At 55.8% G+C, this 19133-nt stretch carries 14 protein-coding genes; 9 read left to right on the plus strand and 5 right to left on the minus strand.

Translation table 11 applies throughout. The features are described from left to right. The first annotated feature begins 44 nt into the window (after window positions 1–44). The 3 genes from BMX80_RS15735 (at window position 45) to BMX80_RS15745 (ending at window position 2313) form a co-directional block, all read left to right on the plus strand. Window positions 45–917 (plus strand): LysR family transcriptional regulator, encoded by an 873-nt coding sequence (locus BMX80_RS15735; protein ID WP_074870336.1) that lies wholly within the window; start codon window positions 45–47, stop codon window positions 915–917. Window positions 918–994: 77 nt separating this feature from the next. After that, window positions 995–1576, plus strand: coding sequence for a methyl-accepting chemotaxis protein (locus tag BMX80_RS15740; RefSeq protein WP_074870338.1), 582 nt, complete (start codon window positions 995–997; stop codon window positions 1574–1576). 2 nt (window positions 1577–1578) lie between these two features. Next, window positions 1579–2313: an oxygen-binding di-iron domain-containing protein gene (locus BMX80_RS15745; protein WP_071870253.1), complete on the plus strand. Its 735-nt coding sequence runs from the start codon at window positions 1579–1581 to the stop codon at window positions 2311–2313. A gap of 1047 nt (window positions 2314–3360) precedes the next feature. Here BMX80_RS15745 and BMX80_RS15750 read toward each other — a convergent pair. From BMX80_RS15750 to BMX80_RS15760, 3 genes are all read right to left on the minus strand, one after another. Then, the gene (locus BMX80_RS15750) at window positions 3361–4968 is read right to left on the minus strand and encodes a GmrSD restriction endonuclease domain-containing protein (RefSeq protein WP_074870340.1); all 1608 of its coding nucleotides are present in this window, start codon (window positions 4966–4968) and stop codon (window positions 3361–3363) included. Between the two features lie 121 nt (window positions 4969–5089). After that, on the minus strand, window positions 5090–6349 hold the full coding sequence (locus BMX80_RS15755; RefSeq protein WP_074870342.1) for a ribonucleotide-diphosphate reductase subunit beta: 1260 nt from the start codon (window positions 6347–6349) through the stop codon (window positions 5090–5092). 102 nt (window positions 6350–6451) lie between these two features. Then, on the minus strand, window positions 6452–9328 hold the full coding sequence (locus BMX80_RS15760; RefSeq protein WP_074870343.1) for a ribonucleoside-diphosphate reductase subunit alpha: 2877 nt from the start codon (window positions 9326–9328) through the stop codon (window positions 6452–6454). Window positions 9329–10045: 717 nt separating this feature from the next. On the opposite strand from BMX80_RS15760, the gene BMX80_RS15765 reads away from it, so the two are divergent. From BMX80_RS15765 to BMX80_RS15775, 3 genes are all read left to right on the plus strand, one after another. After that, entirely contained in the window at window positions 10046–10756 is a 711-nt protein-coding gene (locus BMX80_RS15765) for a response regulator (RefSeq protein WP_071872334.1), read from the plus strand. Next, entirely contained in the window at window positions 10756–12423 is a 1668-nt protein-coding gene (locus BMX80_RS15770) for an ATP-binding protein (protein WP_074870345.1), read from the plus strand. Before BMX80_RS15765 ends, BMX80_RS15770 begins: the two co-directional genes overlap by 1 nt. A 328-nt stretch (window positions 12424–12751) precedes the next feature. Next, a complete protein-coding gene (locus BMX80_RS15775) occupies window positions 12752–13153 on the plus strand; it encodes a hypothetical protein (RefSeq protein ID WP_074870346.1) in 402 nt (133 codons plus the stop codon). 9 nt (window positions 13154–13162) lie between these two features. Here the strand turns inward: BMX80_RS15775 and BMX80_RS15780 are convergent, their stop codons facing one another. Further along, the gene (locus BMX80_RS15780; RefSeq protein ID WP_074870347.1) at window positions 13163–14146 is read right to left on the minus strand and encodes a DMT family transporter; all 984 of its coding nucleotides are present in this window, start codon (window positions 14144–14146) and stop codon (window positions 13163–13165) included. Between the two features lie 225 nt (window positions 14147–14371). On the opposite strand from BMX80_RS15780, the gene BMX80_RS15785 reads away from it, so the two are divergent. Continuing rightward, complete coding sequence (locus BMX80_RS15785; RefSeq protein WP_071872714.1) at window positions 14372–14596, plus strand: DUF6316 family protein; 225 nt, start codon at window positions 14372–14374, stop codon at window positions 14594–14596. A 16-nt stretch (window positions 14597–14612) separates the two neighbouring features. Here BMX80_RS15785 and pap read toward each other — a convergent pair whose 3' ends face one another. Then, complete coding sequence (gene pap, locus BMX80_RS15790; RefSeq protein ID WP_074870349.1) at window positions 14613–16103, minus strand: polyphosphate:AMP phosphotransferase; 1491 nt, start codon at window positions 16101–16103, stop codon at window positions 14613–14615. A 91-nt stretch (window positions 16104–16194) separates the two neighbouring features. On the opposite strand from pap, the gene mnmC reads away from it, so the two are divergent. Then, window positions 16195–18156, plus strand: coding sequence for a bifunctional tRNA (5-methylaminomethyl-2-thiouridine)(34)-methyltransferase MnmC2/FAD-dependent 5-carboxymethylaminomethyl-2-thiouridine(34) oxidoreductase MnmC1 (gene mnmC, locus BMX80_RS15795; protein ID WP_074870351.1), 1962 nt, complete (start codon window positions 16195–16197; stop codon window positions 18154–18156). A 343-nt stretch (window positions 18157–18499) separates the two neighbouring features. Next, entirely contained in the window at window positions 18500–19132 is a 633-nt protein-coding gene (locus BMX80_RS15800) for an outer membrane lipoprotein-sorting protein (RefSeq protein ID WP_217641982.1), read from the plus strand. Window position 19133 lies beyond the last annotated feature (1 nt).

Genomic DNA, 19133 nt, shown 5'->3' on the forward strand with positions numbered 1-19133 from the left:
CGTATTATTTTTATGCCAATCATTACGCTATCTAATGTGAATCTATGACCCGTGACATCGATATCAGCCTTATTCGCACCTTCTTGGCTGTTGCCGAATCCGGCGGCATGACGCCAGCAGCGCTGGCACTCAACCTCACCCAAGGGGCGGTTAGCCAAAAGATTCAGCGCCTAGAGAGCCTGTTTGAAACCACCTTGTTTGAACGTCATCACCGCACCATTCGCCTCACCGCCGATGGCGAGCGCTTCATGTCGCGGGCCTATCGGCTGATTTCCTTAAACGATGAAACCTGGCAGTTCATGACCCGGCCCGAGTTCAGCGGCGAAATCAAACTCGGCGTGCCGCTGGATATCATCCGCCCCATGCTGCCCAACATCATGCGGCGCTTTAATCGTGAGCATCCGAAAATCCAGCTGACGCTAGTCTGCGACATGACCGAAAAACTCTTGGGCGCCCTGAAAGCCGGCGAGATCGACTTAACCCTGACCACCGAAAGCGTGCCGGGCAAAGAGGGCACCTTGCTGCTCAGCGATACCCTCGTGTGGATTGGCGCGCCCAATGGCGAAGCCTGCCGGCAGAAGCCGTTGCCGGTGTCGTTAGGCTCGGAGTTTTGTGCCTTTCGTGCGCCCACCTTAAAAGCCTTGGACAAGGTCGGCATCGACTGGCTGGCGGTGTGCAATGTGGGCAATCTGGAGTCGATTCTGGCCACCGTAGAAGCCGACATGGCCGTGGCGCCGTACCTCTCCAGCCTGATTCCCGCGAACCTGAGCGTTGTTGCCGCCGACGTTGGCTTACCAGCGCTGCCAGCGCACTTTATCAACCTGCGCCTGCCCGACTCGGGCGGCACGCTGATCGCCCAAGAACTCGCCCAGTACATTCGCCAAGGCTTTGCCAGCGTCAGCAGCGCGGCGGCATAAGCGCTGGGCTTGCTCTAGGTCAAGCGGGTACGACAGGAGAGGTCTAGGCTGAGAGAACCTCAGCATAGGGTTTCTGTATGCCAGCGTCACAAACACCATTGCGTCAGGTTGTAGGGCTGCGCGAAGAGATCAAAACCATCAACAGCATTGCCTTTCAGGTCAATTTGTTGGGCCTGAATGCCATCTTGCTGGCCAAGCAATTTGGCGAAGTGGCGCGTGGTTTTGGGGTGATCTCCGCCGAGCTGCGCGCCTTTAGTAAGCAGTTGGCCAGCCACATGCAAGCCATTGCCCAGCACAGCGTGAACTTGGTGAGCTTAGAAACTCAGGGATTGTGTGTGCAAAAGCGCCATCGCTTGTTATGCAGTGCACATGGCCGTTCGACCAGCGATTGGCTGATACAAGCTCAGCAGCGCCAGCAGGGCGTGCTCAGCAACTTACAAGCCGAGCGTGAAAGCACCTTTAAACATATGCGTGAGTTCTTGGGTGAGGCCTATCAAACCTGCCTGTTCGGCACGGTGATCGCCCGTTCCGCGCGTATCGAAGCGGCTTATGCCGGCAATCAGGGGATGGTGCTGACCACCACCTCGTTAGATTTCTCCTCGCGGGTTGACCAAGTGCTGGCCAGCCTCGATCGACTCAAACAAGCCACCGGAGGGTAGGGATGAAGAAGGCTATCAGCCTGTATGAGCGCGGCTCACACCGCTGGTTTGTCATCGCCCGCGACCCCGACAAGCCCAACTGCCTGATTGATACCAACGAATACGTGGTGACGCATGCCGGCGCGGCACTGCTCACCGACCCCGGTGGGTTAGAGATCTTTCCCGCCGTGTTTAGCGCCGTGAGCGAGGTGATCGACCCCGCGCAGATCGGGCGTATTTTCGCCAGCCACCAAGACCCCGACGTGATCTCTTCGCTGGCGCTGTGGTTAGAGTTCAACCCTAACTTGCGTTGCCATGTGTCGGCCTTGTGGAAGAGCTTTATTCCGCACTTTGGCGGCGATGAAAACACCTTGCTGAGCATCGCCGACGGCGGCGCGGAGCTCGACTTGAAAGGCCTCACCCTGCAGGCCATGCCGGCGCATTACCTGCACTCCTCAGGCAACTTCCATCTGTGGGATGCCGAGGCGCAAATATTGTTCACCGGCGATGTCGGCGCGGCGCTGCTGCCGCACGAGTCGCAGGATATTTTTGTGCGCGATTTCAGCACACACATCCGCCATGCCGAGGGCTTTCATCGTCGCTGGATGGGCTCTAACGCGGCCAAGCGCAACTGGTGCGAGCGGGCGGCCAAACTGCCCATCGACATGCTGTGCCCGCAGCACGGGGCGATTTATCAGGGCGATGATGTGATGCGATTTATTAACTGGTTTGATGAGTTAAAGGTGGGGTTGTTTTAGTGGTGTTTTTTGTCATAGGGCTTGGCTGTTTGACGGCCTCACGCATTCGAAAAAGCTGGTAGCGAGGCAGATTACTGAGCGTGACGAACCTTTTTGTTTCGCCCTCCTGGGCGAGTCACTTTTGGCAGTTGCGCCTAAAGTAACCAAAAGCGCTTACACCCCTGCAGCCGTTGGTAAACTGCCTTCACTCCATCATTGCTCCAGAGGCCCACCGCGAAGGGCCGTCCTTGCCCATCGCGGCTTTCGCGGCGTCCTTGCCGCTCAACCTCTTACACAACGACTGCGCTCAGCCGGCTGAAAGGGGCGTTGGGTGTGGGTCGATATTTTTGTATTAGAACCAAGACGCGCAGTGCTGTATTTGGGCTCAAAAGCTACTGCGTAACAAAGCTGTTCGAGCTGCTGGGCGCCTTGGCGTCTTCAGCTGATTATTGATGGGTACTTAGGCATTTGTTCCGCCCTGCTGGGCGGCTTCCTTTTGGCAGTCGACCCAAAAGGAAGCAAAAAGTCTTGCCCCTGCAGCCGGGTTTGGCCGTTGGCCAAACTGCCTTCACTCCATCATTGTTCCAGAGGCCCACCGCGAAGGGCCGTCCTGGCCCATCGCGGCTTTCGCGGCATCCTTGCCGCTCAACCTCTTACACAACGACTGCGTTCAGCCGGCTGGAAGGGGCAGAGGGTGCCAGCTCTAAAACGTCTAGTTTCTTCGGCTGCAAAATGCAGCAATCAACCAGAAAAGCAGTAGCTCGATCAGGCGACTCGGACAAAGTCCCCGTCAGAAGGCTGACTGGAGGTGTTGCGCAGAGGGGCGAGCGGCCCGGATGGCCGCGCGAGGTATAACGGGCCATGGATGGCCCGTGTATGCCGACCCTCGGAGCAGCACCGGAAGGAGGGTAGTTTGGTGGCGCAGCCGCCAAACCCGTATGCCGGGGTGCCCTTCTCTTTGGTTACTTTCTCTTGGGCACGCAAGAGAAAGTGACTCGCCGTAAGGGCGAAAACGAGGTATCGATTTGGCTAACTTGCCGATAAAATAAGCCCATCCCCTTTTATTTTTTATTGCTCTAAATCTACCTTTTCTTGATCGGCTATTAATTGATTCGCAAAGGAAGCTAAGAGCTCGGCTCGCTCCGCCGCAAAGTTTGCGAAATTGTCATCAAATAGCTCTTCCTTGCAGAAGGCTGAAGAAAGTATTGCCGCTCGTTGAGGGGCAGGGGGAAGGGTTTTTATATACTCGGATGGATTTTTCCTTCCTATGTTTTTGTTTTCTGCAGAGCTAAGGAAGCAGAAATTTGTTAGGGAGTTTATTGCTGAATCACTGATACCTTTTTCACGAAGAAAGGCTTTTGGGTAGATGTGATGAAATTCTGATCTATTGTATCTCTGTAGGACTTTGTCCAAGTCTATTTCTTTTCCAGATATAAAGCTCCGAGGCGTATTGTTAGCAAGAATCAGCACAAAAGTCTTGGTGTTTGCGGTCGTGACTCTGAAAATATTATCATTAAAGAAGGATGCTGTAATTGCTGTATCGATCTCATCCAGCCTGCTTTCCTTTCCGTACTTTAATTTTTCTATTTCTTGAATGTCCTTTATGGCGGCTCGGCGTGTTTGGCTGCCGTACCGTGATGATATACAGGTTCTCCAGAACCAACGGCGTATTTTTGAGTATGTTTCAGAGCTGTAGGAGACCTCTTTTCCATCGGGCTCTGCAAAAAATACAGACAGGGGCACGAGAAGCATTGGATATGGAAGATTTTTTAGATTGAACACCTTCAGCTGTGTTCGGAGGAAGTCAATTGCTCCCTTGATTCCATTTTGAACTCTAGAAAATTCAGCCCTTACTTCATTTCCGTTTAATTCAAGAAGCTTTTCGGCTCCTGGCTCCCCTTTTAATACAGCAGAGGCGCAGTCAAGTATAAGGTCAGAGTCATCACCTACTCCTTCAAATCCAAAGTCGGATAACTCATCTTTAAGCTCTTTGAATTTCTCTAAAAGATCAAAGTCCTCGTTCCATGTCCAGGCGGCCAGAAGTTGAAGTGTGTCCAGTTCAAGCCCTAGCCTGTTGATTCGTTCAAACACAATAGCAACTATCGATCTGTTCTCGGTTTTTAGTATTTGAACGGGGATAGTTATCTCTTTGAATTTTTCTTGAAGCTTGTCAATTGTTGATATTTTTTCTGCAGATAGTCCTTCTGTTGCTTCGCGATATTTTACAGAGTCGAAGAGTACGCGAAGCGGAAAGAATCGTTCCCTGTCATAATCGGCTTCCGATATTGATGTGAGCTGGCAATCTTGAGCATTATCTTCGGCGGCCATGTCGAAATAAATATCTGACCAGTTATGGTCTTCTTTTGGAGGTAGCTCATTTTGAAACACGGTAAATATTGAGGTCAGTCGTTGTTGACCGTCTAGGACGTAGTCTATTGGGTATTCTTCCTCTGGCTTGGGGAGCTCGAATCGTCCTAGATTTCGCTCAACTGCGAGCTGGCTCTTGGTGCGCCAAAATAGAAGTGAACCAAATGGGTAGCCTTTATATATGCTATCCATTAGATATGAGACGCGATCCATATCCCACACAAAACCGCGTTGAAATGCTGGAATTCGAATAGCACCATTCTTTGTTGATTCGAGAAGCTTTCTAATTGAGAAGGGTTGGTATTCCACGGTATTTCCTTAATCGTTAAAAAAAACCCCGCACAAGGCGGGGCTTCATCTTTCTATTCGCCGCCCCAAACATCCCTTTCAGGTAACCGCGTTTTTTATTGCCTAATGGTCTTGCCCCACCTCAATCCCAACTCAGCGCCCCACCGGTTTGATACTCAATCACGCGAGTCTCAAAGAAGTTCTTCTCCTTCTTGAGGTCCATGATTTCGCTCATCCACGGGAAGGGGTTGCTGGTGCCGGGATATTCTTCTTTCAAGCCAATCTGGGTCAGGCGGCGGTTGGCGATGAACTTGAGGTAGTCCTCCATCATGGCCGCGTTCATGCCCAGTACGCCGCGCGGCATGGTGTCACGCGCGTATTCGATCTCCAGCTGGGTGCCTTGGAGGATCATCTGGGTGGCTTCGTCTTTCATGGCGGCATCCCACAGGTGCGGGTTTTCGATCTTGATCTGGTTGATCACGTCGATGCCGAAGTTCAGGTGCATGGATTCGTCGCGCAGGATGTATTGGAACTGCTCGGCGACGCCGGTCATCTTGTTGCGACGTCCCATGGACAGAATCTGGGTGAAACCACAGTAGAAGAACACGCCTTCCAGCACGCAGTAGTAGGCGATCAGGTTGCGCAGCAGTTCTTTGTCGGTTTCTACGGTGCCGGTGTCGAACTCGGGGTCGGAGATGGCACGGGTGTACTTGAGGCCCCACGCGGCTTTTTTCGCCACGCTGGGGATCTCGTGATACATGTTGAAAATCTCGCCTTCGTCCATGCCCAGCGATTCGATGCAGTACTGGTAGGCGTGGGTGTGGATCGCCTCTTCGAAGGCCTGACGCAGGATGTACTGGCGGCACTCGGGGTTGGTGATCAGGCGGTACACGGCCAGCGCGAGGTTGTTGGCCACCAAGCTGTCGGCGGTGGAGAAGAAGCCGAGGTTGCGCTTAACGATGCGGCGCTCGTCTTCGGTGAGGCCGTCTTTGCTCTTCCACAGGGCAATGTCGGCGTTCATGTTCACTTCTTGTGGCATCCAGTGGTTGGCACAGCCATCCAGATACTTTTGCCACGCCCAGTCGTACTTGAACGGTACCAGCTGGTTGAGGTCGGCGCGGCAGTTGATCATGCGCTTGGCATCGACGGTCACGCGCGAGCCTTCGCCTTCCAGCTCGGTGAGGCCTTCTTCGATGTCCAGATCATTCAGCGCGGCTTTGGCGCGGGCCACGGCGTCGGAGTCTTGGCTGTCCACTTCGCGGGCGTCGTGGGCGGCGGCGTCGCCGGCGTTATCGAGCTTTTCTAGCGCGGCTTGGGCGACTTGCGGCTGCGGCTTTTCGGCAGCGGGTTGCTTGGCGGCAACGGCGGTGTCTTCTTGATCAAATTCGTCCCAACTCAACATGGGCTGTCTCCTGTTTGGTCGAGCGGGCCGGTGGTCCGGCCTGAGTATTCTTAAATAGTCAGCAGGCGAGGGCAGTGGTTTAACGCTGCCCTCGCGCTGGGCTTATTGGCAGGCTTCGCAGTCTGGGTCGTCCAGCGAGCAGGCTTTGGGCACCGCGGCTGGGGCCGGGGCGCTGGCCAGTGGCTCGCTGCCGCCAGCAGATACCGCGTTGAGCTTGCCGGTGCTGATGGTTGACTTCTCGGTGCTGGTCGCAGCCAAGGCGCGCAGGTAGTAGGTGGTTTTCAGGCCACGGAACCACGCCATGCGGTAGGTGATGTCGAGTTTCTTACCGCTGGCACCGTTGATGTACAGGTTCAGCGATTGGGCTTGGTCGATCCACTTCTGGCGGCGGCTGGCAGCATCGACAATCCACTTGGTTTCCACTTCGAAGGCGGTGGCGTAGATGTCTTTGATGTCCTGCGGGATGCGCTCGATCTGCTGCACGGAACCGTCGTAGTACTTGAGGTCGTTAACCATGACGCTGTCCCACAGGTCGCGGGCTTTGAGGTCGCGCACCAGATAGGGATTGATCACAGTGAACTCACCAGACAGGTTCGATTTCACGTACAGGTTTTGGTAAGTCGGCTCGATGGACTGCGACACGCCGGTGATGTTGGCGATGGTCGCGGTCGGCGCGATGGCCATGATGTTCGAGTTACGGATGCCTTTCTGCACACGCGCGCGCACCGGTGCCCAGTCGAAGCTAGCCGATTGGTCCATCTCGATGTACTTGGCGCCACGGGCTTCTTTCAGCAGTTCGATAGAGTCCAGCGGCAGTACGCCTTTGGACCACAGCGAGCCGTCGAAGCTGGAGTAGCTGCCGCGCTCATCGGCCAAGTCGCACGAGGCTTGGATGGCGTAGTAGCTGATCGCTTCCATGGAGCGGTCGGCAAATTCGATGGCTGCGTCGGAGCCGTAAGCAATGTGCTGCAGGTACAGCGCATCTTGGAAGCCCATCAAGCCAAGGCCCACGGGGCGGTGCTTGAGGTTGGAGTTCTTCGCTTGCGGCACGCTGTAGTAGTTGATGTCGACCACGTTATCGAGCATGCGTACGGCGGTGCGCACGGTTTTTTCCAGCTTGGCGAGGTTCAGTTCGCCGTTCTCGATGTGGTTGACCAAGTTCACTGAGCCCAAGTTACACACGGCGATTTCATCGGCGTTGGTGTTCAGGGTGATCTCAGTACACAGGTTGGACGAGTGCACCACGCCGACATGCTGCTGCGGGCTGCGCAGGTTGCATGGGTCTTTGAAGGTCAGCCACGGGTGGCCGGTTTCAAACAGCATGGAGAGCATCTTGCGCCACAGGTCTTTGGCGGCGATGGTCTTGTGCAGCTTGATCTTGCCGTAGCCGGCCATGGCTTCGTAGTACTCGTAGCGCTCTTCGAAGGCCTTGCCGGTTAAATCATGCAGATCAGGCACGTCGGACGGCGAGAACAGCGTCCACGGGCCATCTTCAAACACGCGCTTCATGAACAGGTCGGGAATCCAGTTCGCGGTGTTCATGTCGTGGGTACGACGGCGGTCGTCACCGGTGTTCTTACGCAGCTCGAGGAATTCCTCGATGTCCATGTGCCAGGTTTCCAAGTAGGCACACACCGCGCCTTTGCGCTTGCCACCTTGGTTAACGGCCACGGCGGTGTCGTTGACCACTTTTAAGAAGGGCACCACACCTTGGCTCTTGCCGTTGGTGCCTTTGATGTACGAGCCCAGCGCACGAACCGGCGTCCAGTCGTTACCCAAGCCGCCAGCAAACTTAGACAGCATGGCGTTGTCGTGGATGGCGTTGTAGATGCCCGACAGGTCATCCGGCACGGTGGTCAGGTAGCAAGAAGACAGCTGCGGACGCAGGGTGCCAGAGTTAAACAGGGTCGGCGTCGAGCTCATGTAGTCGAAGCTGGACAGCAGGTTGTAGAACTCGATGGCGCGTTCTTCTTTCTGCGGCTCTTCCACGGCCAAGCCCATGGCCACGCGCATAAAGAAGACTTGCGGCAGCTCGAAACGAATGCCGTCTTTGTGGATGAAGTAACGATCGTAAAGGGTCTGCAGACCTAGATAGGTGAACTGCTGGTCGCGCTCGTGCTCAATCGCGGCACCCATTTTAGCCAGATCGTAGTCGGCCAGTTTGGGGTCGAGCAGTTCGAACTCGACACCTTTCTCGATGTAAGCAGCCAGCGCTTGCGGGTACAGCTTGGCCATCTCGTGGTGGGTGGCGCGCTCGGCCACGCTCAGGAAGCTCAGCGCTTCGCCACGCAGGGTGTCCATCAGCAGACGGGCGGTCACGTAGGTGTAGTTGGGCTCGCGCTCAACCAAGGTACGTGCGGTCATCACCAGCGCGGTGCTGACGTCTTTTTCGGTCACGCCGTCGTAGAGGTTCTTCAGCGTTTCGCGCTGGATCAGCTCGGCGTCGACTTCTTCCAAGCCTTCACAGGCTTCGCGGATCAGCACCTGCAGGCGACCCAAGTCGAGGGCGACTTTCTGGCCGTCGGCCAAGGTCACGCGGATGCTCGGGTGCGGCTTAGCCGGTTCTGCGGCAGTGCGCTTGGCACGCTCTTGCGCGCGCGATTCGCGGTACAGCACGTAGTCGCGGGCGACTTTTTGCTCGCCGGCACGCATCAGCGCCAGTTCGACTTGGTCTTGAATTTCTTCAATGTGAATCGTGCCGCCAGACGGCATGCGACGCTTGAAGGTGGCGGTGACTTGTTCCGTCAAACGCTCAACCGTGCTGTGAATGCGTGAAGAGGCTGCTGCAGTGCCGCCCTCTACCGCTAAAAAAGCCTTGGTGATGGCTACGCTGATCTTGTCATCGGTGTAGGCAACGACAGTACCGTTGCGCTTGATCACACGCAGCTGGCCAGGGGCAGTGGCGTTCAGCTCGTTGGGGTTGTCCTCCAGAGGAACGCTGCCTGCTTGAGGCTTCTCGCGCGAGAGGTCGGTCTGCATGGGTGTCTCCACGTCTTCTTAATTGGGCATTGGTTAAAAGGCGCCGGGGCATTCCATGCCCCAGCGAGACCCAGGCGAACCTGAGTCAAACAGACTGGGCGGGGAAGGGACGAACAGCGCCTTCCTGGCCCAAGTCGTCGATTGATCACAGCAAAAGATCAACCACAACACCTAGTGGTGGCACAACCGCTAGGTCAATCACTACTGCGGCTACCGGCGTTGGCTCGGTAACAAACTTTGCAGCGGCCGTAGCGGGCTGCAAAGCGGCAAATCGGTGTTGCGTGAGCAAGTCATCAGTGTGGCTTTTTAATGGCGTTTTAGGGGTTGACAAGCTAAGCAAAGCTTGTGTTGCCATCAAAAGAAAAACCCAACATATAGTGGCTCGCCTTGATTGGGCTACAAGATAATGCGCCCCCTACGGCAATGCAAGCGCAAGAAAAGCGCGCAAGCTGTGGATAACTTGTGGGTGATTTGTGGGTGATTTGTGATAACCCCAGCAAAGCCAGAGCACACGGCACCTTGACCGTTCGTCGCTGCTGGCGAGCTGATTTATGCCGTTGCCAGCAGGCTTGCGTTGAGTGGCGCAGGGGCGAAACCTGTACTAAAGCAACCACTACATCTTGTGTGTGCAGCTTGAGACGTTTTGCAACAGCTAAGCGACATCGTGACGCCGGTTGCTTGCTAGACTAGCCAGCCCGAAAACCTGCCGGAGCCCGCATGCACCCCGAAGGCCGAGAACATATTCTGATTGTTGAAGACGACGCCCGTCTGGCCGAGCTGACGGCAGAGTATTTGGCCGAACATGGCATGCGGGTTAGCCACGAAGCCGATGGCAGCCAAGCCGTGCAGCGCATTCTTAACGAGAAACCCGACTTAGTGGTGCTCGATGTGATGCTGCCCGGCGAAGACGGCATCTCGATTTGCCGCCGTTTACGCCCACGCTATGACGGTTTAGTGCTGATGCTCACCGCGCGCACCGACGAAATGGATCAAGTCTTAGCGCTGGAAATTGGTGCCGACGACTATGTCTGCAAGCCTGTGCGCCCACGCTTGCTGTTAGCCCGGATTCGCGCCTTGTTGCGTCGCCTGCGGGGCGAGGTGAGCGAAGCGGGGCAGAGCACACGCCTGTTATTTGGCCGCTTAGCGCTAGATGCGGCAGCGCGTGAAGTGACGCTGGATGACGAGGTGCTGGATCTGACCTCCGCCGAATTTGATCTGCTGTGGCTGCTGGCCAGTCACTCCGGGCAGATCCTCTCGCGCGAGTCGATTTTTTCTGCCTTGCGCGGCATTGAATACGACGGCCAAGACCGCTCTGTGGATGTGCGCATTTCGCGAATTCGCACCAAGATCGGCGACGACCCTGTGCAGCCACGCCTGATTAAAACCGTACGCAGCAAGGGCTATCTGTTCGCCGGTGACAACGCCTGATGCTCAACTCGATCTTCGTGCGCATCTATCTGGGCTTGCTGCTGGCAGTGTTGTTGGTCGGCGGGCTAGGGGTGCTGGGCCTGCATCAAGTGAATCAACTGCGCGAGCAGGCCTACCGCGAGTCTATGGCAGCCGGCACCATGCATTTGTTGGCCAGTCAGCTGGCCGAGCAAACCGCCTTACAGCGCGGGCGTAGCGTGGCGACATGGAGTCGTTTATTCGCCAGCCGCTTGCGTTTACTACCGTGGCGGGCGCTGGACGAGCTTAGCGATGAAGCGCTAAGACGCCTTGAACGCGATCTTGTGGTGGTGGAAGTCGATGGCGACGACCTGGCCATGTATCAACGCGTGGATGCGCAATTGGTGTTGAACATCCGCCTTAGCCAAGTCAGCGAGCAGTGGGGCAGAGCGACCTTATTTGTGGTGATGGATGAGCTACTGCGCCTGCCTGAAGCACAGCGCGCTGAACATTTAGAAAACCTGCTTAAACAGCACCTGTTTGGCGTGCCAATCCAGCTGTACGAGCCCAAAGCTGCCGGTCTAGACCCAGACCAGTACCGCCGCTTAGACGAAGGCGACAGCGTGATCACCCTGTCGGCCTCAGGCGATGCGGTGACTATCTATCTGGGCGTGCTAGGCAGCGCCAAAGTATTGGGGCTCGGGCCCATTCAACGTTTTGATCCGTATCCGCCGCGTTTGATGGTAACGAGCTTTCTGGTCTTGGTGCTGCTGATTGGTTTGACCTTATACGGCTTGGTGTACCGCTTAGAGCGCCGTGTGCGCGCGGTGGATATGGCCGCCGCGCAAATTGCCGCCGGCGATTTAGGCACTCGCGTGCCGGTCATCGGCCGCGATGCAGTAGCTCGCTTGGGCAGCAGCTTTAATGACATGGCGGCGCGCCTGCAGCGCTTGATCGTGTTGCAGCGCGAGATGATTCGTGGCGCCTCCCATGAGCTGCGCACGCCGGTAGCACGTTTGCGGTTTGGCTTAGAAATGCTCGAAGAGGCCCGCGATGAAGAACGTCGCCAGCGTTATCTCAAGGGTATGGATGGCGACCTGCAAGAGCTGGATAAGCTGATCGATGAGATCCTTACCTATGCACGGCTGGAGCAAGGCAATCCCGCACTGACCTTTGAGCGCGTCAATGTGCCGGATATGCTCCAGCAAGCCGCCGACGAATTGGGGCCATTGCGGCAAAGCGTGCGCATCGAGGTGATGCCCGTCGACTCCAGCTTAGCGCCAGAGCGCTGGTTGGCTGAGGCAGCGCCGTTTTACTTAAATCGGGCAATTCAAAACCTGATTTCTAACGCCATGCGCCACGCGCACAGTCACGTGCGCCTGACCTATCACGTGGGCCGGCGGCGTTGTCAGATTGATGTGGAAGACGATGGGCCGGGCATCAGCGAAGCCGATCAAGAAAACCTGTTCACACCGTTTATGCGCTTAGATGACAGCCGCACACGCAGTTCTGGCGGTTACGGTTTGGGCTTATCGATTGTGCGCCGGGTGATTCTTTGGCACGGCGGGCGTGCCTTGGTTGGCCGCAGCCAAAGCTTAGGCGGTGCGCGTTTCAGCTTGCTATGGCCGCGCCGGCAAAATTTAGCCCACGAAAATACAGCCGATGCATTGCTTACAAAAAATTACACAGATGATACACAGCAGTCATAGACCCCTAACTTTCGATTTGTCAGACTAGCCGCGCGTTCCGGATGGAACGCAGGTGAGGTTGTAGTAGAGCCGTGCTTCGGCCGGTTCTATCCATTTTCTCCATGGTTGAGATGAGGGAGTCCTTTGGGACTCCCTTTTTTTATCGGTGTGTTTTCTCGACAGACCGCAGCGGCGCTCAGTAACGCACCTATATAACCTAATGGCTAGATTCGCATAATATATATTATGTTAAATTGCGTACATGGTTAGTGTAGCTAGCGCTAATCATGTGCCGCCGTGTTCATTGGCTTGCTTGATCTTCTGCCACGTTCTGGCGCATAACACGGTCATGACTTCTGCTTCGGTTTTACGCGCCGCTTGCCCTCCTGCGTTATGTGACTGCGGGCGTGATGCCTTGCTGGGCGAACCAAGCAGCGCGCAAGCACGGGTGTTGCTGCTGACCAAGCCGGAAGAAGCCCGTTTGCTACAGCGCTTAGAGGCCATCACCAGCCTTGAGGATTTGCACCATATGCAGCGGCGTTTATTCGAGCAGCTTGGGATTCGCTTAACGGTGCAGCCCGGGGCCAGCGAAGTGCGCAGCATGCGCGGTTTTGAGATTTGCGTTGCTGAACAGCCCGGCTTGTGCCGTAAAACCCGGCAGAGTATTCCCGCCGCGGTGCGCCGTGGTTTGCAGCGCACGCCAGAAATCGCTTACCGCATACTCGATGAACATGACCTGTTTGGGTTGTGAGTGCCGCGCTTAATGTGCGCCCTTCTCACTTTGCAACGCGGCTAGTTTGAGTTCGCGCTTAAGCCTGCGGTTTTGCAGTACGCGGCGGAAATCAAGCGCAGTCTGTGCGGAACCCAAGGCCACCAGCGCGGCGCCTGTGTAAGCCAGCACATTCAAAGGTTCGGCGGTAATCCACAGCGGCCAAATCAGCGAGCCAACCGCTGCGCAGGCGAAAGTAATCAACGGCGTTACTGCTAGCATGGCGCTAACGCGCGAGGCTTGCCAGTGCGCTAAGGCCTCTGCAAAGGCGCCGTAAGCCACTAAGGTGTTTAGGCAGCAGGCAAGCAACAGCCAGAGTTGCACAGTGTTTAACTCAAACAACTGCGCAGGCTCGGCCCACGGGGTTAACAAGCTGGCGCAGCCTAAATAGATCACCATCATGATCTGCACCGAGCTCCACTGGGTAAGCAGCTGCTTTTGCGCTAGGCCATAAAAAGCCCAAGTCAACGCGGCAAAAACCATGATCAGAATGCCGGCGGTGTACTGGGTTAACGAGGTGAGTAATTCCACCCAGCGCTGGTTGAAGAACAAGGCAAAGCCCGTCAGCAGTACCAACAGGCCAATTTGCTGGGCGCGACTGAATTCTTCGCGATAGATGACTACGCTGCCCAATAACAGAAAGATCGGCGCCAGTTGAATCACCAGCTGCGTGGTGCCCGCCGAGAGGCGTTTCAAGCCCATCAGATAAGCCACATAGTTGAGCACTAGGCCGATAATCGCCACGGCCAGCAACCAATATCGGCCATCTAACTTGCTGAATGACGGCAGACGTTTGCGCGCCGCCAACCAAACCAGCAACACCAAACCGGCGCTGATCAGGCGATACCAAGTGACGGTAATCGGGTCCATGCTCGCCAGTACGGGCTTGAGCTTGATGGGCAACAAACCCCACAAAACGGCAGTGGTCAGTGCCAAGCCAAGCCCTAGTAACCAGCGCCCTGATGAAACATGCATAACGGCATCCTACAAACAAAGGCTGAGTGTAGTCCGAGCTACCAGAAGCTCGACAGGTACAGTTGCCCTTATTTGGTGCGCACAGCTGCTGCGCTCTATGGGTTTGCGATAACCAGCGGCTACTTATTTAAAACATGACTAACCATTAGTCACCTGCCGCTTGGCCCGCTCAGCTAGCCTTTTATTGTTAGATGACCACACCCCACCTGATGGAGGATGCTGGCTATGAACCATCAAGCTATTCGTGCCAATGATTCGGTAGCGCGTACCCACTTTCGCTCTGACCGCATCAGCAATATCAATGGCAAGTTCTTTTTTGCCACCCGCGAAGGCACCCTCGAAGGCCCCTACTTCACCCATAACGAGGCTTGCCACGGGGTGGACGCCTACATCCAAGCCATGCAATTGGCTGATCAGCTATTTCGCCACAGCAAAACTGCCATGCATTGAGAGGCTCGCCGGCTAGTTAGGTCGCTTCGGCCAAGCGGGCTTCCAGTGCGTCGTTAATGGTGCGCAGTACTTTAATGCGGGCAAAACGTTTGTCGTTCGCTTCAACCAAAGTCCATGGGGCGATATGTGTACTGGTACGGTCGACCATATCGCCCACGGCATCCACGTAGTCGTCCCACTTTTCGCGGTTGCGCCAGTCTTCTGGGGTGATTTTGAAGCGCTTGTAGGGCACGCTTTCGCGCTCTTTAAAACGCTCTAGCTGGGTGTCCTGATCAATCGCCAGCCAAAATTTGACCACAATGATGCCGTGTTCATGCAGGCGTTCTTCAAAGTCGTTAATTTCGTTATAAGCCCGCAGCCAGTCGGCCTCGGCACAAAAGCCTTCCACCCGCTCAACCAAGACCCTGCCATACCAGCTGCGATCGAACATAGTGAAGCGCCCAAGCCCCGGCACATGTCGCCAGAAGCGCCATAGATACGGCTGCGCGCGTTCTTCATCGCTTGGCGCGGCAATCGGGATGATTTGGTACTGACGGGGGTCGAGCGCGGCACTTACACGGCGGATTGCGCCACCTTTGCCCGCTGCATCGTTGCCTTCAAAAACGGCGACTAAGCCATGCTTGCGGAAGGCTTTGCTCTGCACTAACTCGGCAAGGCGCTGCTGCTCCGCATGTAATTGCTGCTTGTAATCCGCTTTGTCGAGTTTTTGCGACAAATCCAGCGCGCCTAGCAGTTGGCGACGATCGAAGCGCGCGGCCAACGGTGCACTGTGTGTTGCATGGCGAGCGGTGCTTGTCTGGCTGACTGCCGCGCGCAAACCTTCTAACAAGGTGCGGCCAACGGCGAGGCTACGGTAGTTGGCATCGCTGCCATCAATCACATACCAAGGGGCGAAATCACGACTGGTTTGCTGCAGTAAACGCTCACCCGCTTCTAGCACTTTGTCGTAGGTTTTACCCTTGTGCCAATTCAGCGGGCTGGCACGCCAGTACTGCAGCGGATCATCGCCCTGCGCTTCAATGCGCTCAGTGAACGCGGCTTTGCTTAAGTGAAACCAGAACTTAAACATCAGCACGCCTTCGTCACACAACATGCGTTCGAAGCGTTCGACATAGCCAATGGCCTGATCGAGCTGCGACGATTTGATTTTCTCACGCACGGTTAAGCTAATTAGCTGGCTATACCAGTTGCCAAAGAACACGCCAATGCGGCCTTTAGGCGGCAAATGCTGCCAAAAGCGCCGTTCAGCGGGGTATTTGCGCTCATCTTCACTGGCATCGACAAAGGCATTCACCCGCACCAAACGTGGGTCAAGCCACTCGTTAAGCAGGCGTATGGTTTCGCCCTTTCCTGCGCCTTCGATGCCGTTGATTAAAATCAGCACGGCATGTTTGTTCTGCTGTTTCAATGCGTACTGCGCTTCCAGTAAAGCCGCGCGCAGCTCTGGCTCTTGCTCGGCAAAGGCAGCCTTGTCGACACAGTGGCCCAATTCGGCAGACTCAAACATCACTGGCATTCCTTTTCTGGTTTGGGCGCGGTTGCCACCCGTACACTATAGCGCCAGCCTATCCTCACTTCGCCACCCGCCATACCGCTCTATGACTGACTTTAGTAACGCAACACTTAATTGGGACGAACACGGCCAACCGCACTCCAGCCAGTTTGATGATGTGTATTTCTCCCGCGCCAGTGGCCTTGAAGAAACCCGTTATGTGTTCTTGCAGCACAACCAACTGGCGGAACGCTTTGCGGCGCTAAAAGAGCACGCACTGTTTCGTATCGGTGAAACCGGCTTTGGCACTGGACTTAATTTTCTCTGTGCGTGGCAGTGTTTTGTGGCGCAGGCACCGGCTAACGCACGGCTGCATTTTTTCAGCGTTGAAAAATACCCGTTAAGCCTTGATGACTTGCAGCGTGCGCTGAGTCTTTGGCCTGAGCTTGCAGAATTAAGCGCTGCGCTTATTCAGCAATATCGCGGTTTACAGCGCGGCTTTCAGACCCTGCATTTTGCGGGTGGCCGCGTAACCCTCACCCTATTGCTGGGCGATGTGTTAGAGCTGCTCCCTACCCTTAACGGCAGCGTTGATGCGTGGTTTTTAGATGGCTTTGCGCCGGCGAAAAACCCGCAAATGTGGCAGCCCGAACTGTTTGCCGCCCTCGCCCGCACTAGCCACGCAGGCACCACGTTAGCCACGTTTACCTGCGCAGGTTTTGTGCGTCGCGGCTTAGAGGCCGAAGGCTTTGCGCTGCAAAAAGTGTCGGGTTTTGGCCATAAGCGCGAAATGCTCGCTGGGCACTACACAAAAAACCAAGCACGCAGCGCCGCCATGCCTTGGTATGCGCAACCGGCTACGCCACCTCAAGGCCATGCCCTGGTGGTGGGTGCTGGCTTAAGCGGCTGTGCCACGGCTAACGCCCTTGCCCGCCGTGGCTGGAAAGTCACTGTGTTAGAGCGGCACAGCGATTACGCTCAAGAAGCCTCGGGCAATCGCCAAGGTATTACCTACCTGAAATTATCACCGTACATGACTCAGCAAACACAGCTGGTACTCAGCGGCTTTGGCTATACCCGTCGGCTGTTAGAGCAGCTGCCGCGTGGCAATGACGGTGCGTGGGATAACTGCGGCGTGCTGATCCTTGAAAGCGGCGGCGACAATACCGAGCGCCAACAGGCGTTGGCCAATGCTTTCCCCAATTTGCTGCAGATGGTTTCTAAGCAACAAGCCAGCGAACTGGCAGGCGTCGACATACCTAGCGGCGGCCTATGGTTGGCTAATGGCGGCTGGGTTAACCCGCGAGCGCTGTGCAAATACCTGCTCAATCACCCCAATATCCGGGTTGAGCTGAATGCCGATGTCACCAGCGTGCTGCATGCAGATCAGCAATGGCAGGTGTGCACTGGCGATGGCAGGCAGTTTTCCAGCCCTGTATTGGTGCTCGCCAATGCCGCTGAGGCAGGTCGCTTATCAGTAACCGCACATATGCCGCACAAAGCCATTCGCGGCCAAGTTACCCATGTACCGGCAACACCTGCCAGCAGCGCCCTGCGCACAGTACTGTGCGGCAGCGGCTACATAGCTCCGGCATGGCAAGGTATGCATAACATTGGCGCGAGCTTTGTTTTTGCATTCGAAGATTTACAACCGACCGCCGCCGAGCACGCCAGCAATCTCGAGATTCTCAACGAGCTGTCCCCTGCTCTGCACGATCAACTAAAACCTGATCCTGTGGCAGAGCTGGAGGCTCGGGTTGGCATCCGTTGTTCCGCCCCCGACTACCTGCCGTTAGTGGGCCCAGTGGCCGAGCCGGAAGCGTTTTGTCAGCGCTATGCCAAGCTGCGTGAAGATGCTTTTGCGCGTTTAGAGCAACCCTGCCCTTGGCAGGCAGGCCTGTACATCAACACAGGTCATGGCTCGCGCGGACTCATCACTGCGCCGCTTTCTGGCGAACTGTTGGCCGCGCATATTTGCGCCGAAACTATGCCCGTGCCTACAGCGCTAATGCATGCCTGCCACCCCAATCGGTTCTTACAGCGCGACTTGGTTAAGCGCCGCCGCTAAAAAACTGACGACAAACCTCTGGCGCAAAAACGAACACCAATGACGCGAAAACGAACATACCTAACCGAAAGTTAGGGGAGGAAAACCTGCCGCTCACCTAGCATTCATACAACTGTTTGAATGCTATTGATGATCCTGATAACGGCAACTCAGCCATCTTTATCATTCAAGCAGTCTGAATCACTCACGGGAACGCGGGGTATCCGTTGTGCGTCGACTGAGCGGCCTGATGGCTTGGCTTTTTTCTGCAGCGTTAGTGGCTGCAGAGTATTCACCGGAAGAATTGGCAAAAGCCTCTGAGGCTCAGATTAGAGGCTTTGGTGACTTATCCGCGAGCCTCACTATGACCCTGATTGACAGCCAAGGCCAACAGGCCTCGCGTCAGTTGCGGGTACAAAACCTCGAATACCCAGAAGGCGAAAAAAGCCTCATGGTGTTCGACACCCCGCGTGATGTTCGTGGCTCGGCGTTGCTGTCCTATACCCATCCGGTGGGCGATGATGAGCAGTGGTTATTCCTCCCTGCCATCAAACGCGTGAAGCAAATTGGCGCACGCAACAAGTCTGGCCCGTTCATGGCCAGCGAGTTCGCTTTCGAAGATATTGTCACGCCGTTCTGGCAGAAGTTCACTTACGCTGGCATTAGCCAAAACGAGCTGAACGGCCTCGCCTGCCACGTGCTTGAACGCAGCCCGAATGACAAAAACTCCGGCTACAGCAAGCAACGCCTGTGGATCGACCATGAGCACTTGCTGGTGCGCCAGATCGAATATTTCGATCGTCGCGGTGAGCTGCTCAAAGTCTATACAGCCGACGGCTTTACCCAGCACAACCAGCAACATTGGCGCCCGGCCAGCATGCACATGCGCAATGTGCAAAACGGCCGGCAAACCAAGCTGGAATGGCGCGATTACCGCTTTGCCCAAGGCTTAAGCGACCGCGACTTTAGCCAAAACGCCCTGCTACGAGCGCGCTGAT

The organism is Atopomonas hussainii, from assembly GCF_900109735.1.
GTDB classification, from domain to species: domain Bacteria; phylum Pseudomonadota; class Gammaproteobacteria; order Pseudomonadales; family Pseudomonadaceae; genus Atopomonas; species Atopomonas hussainii.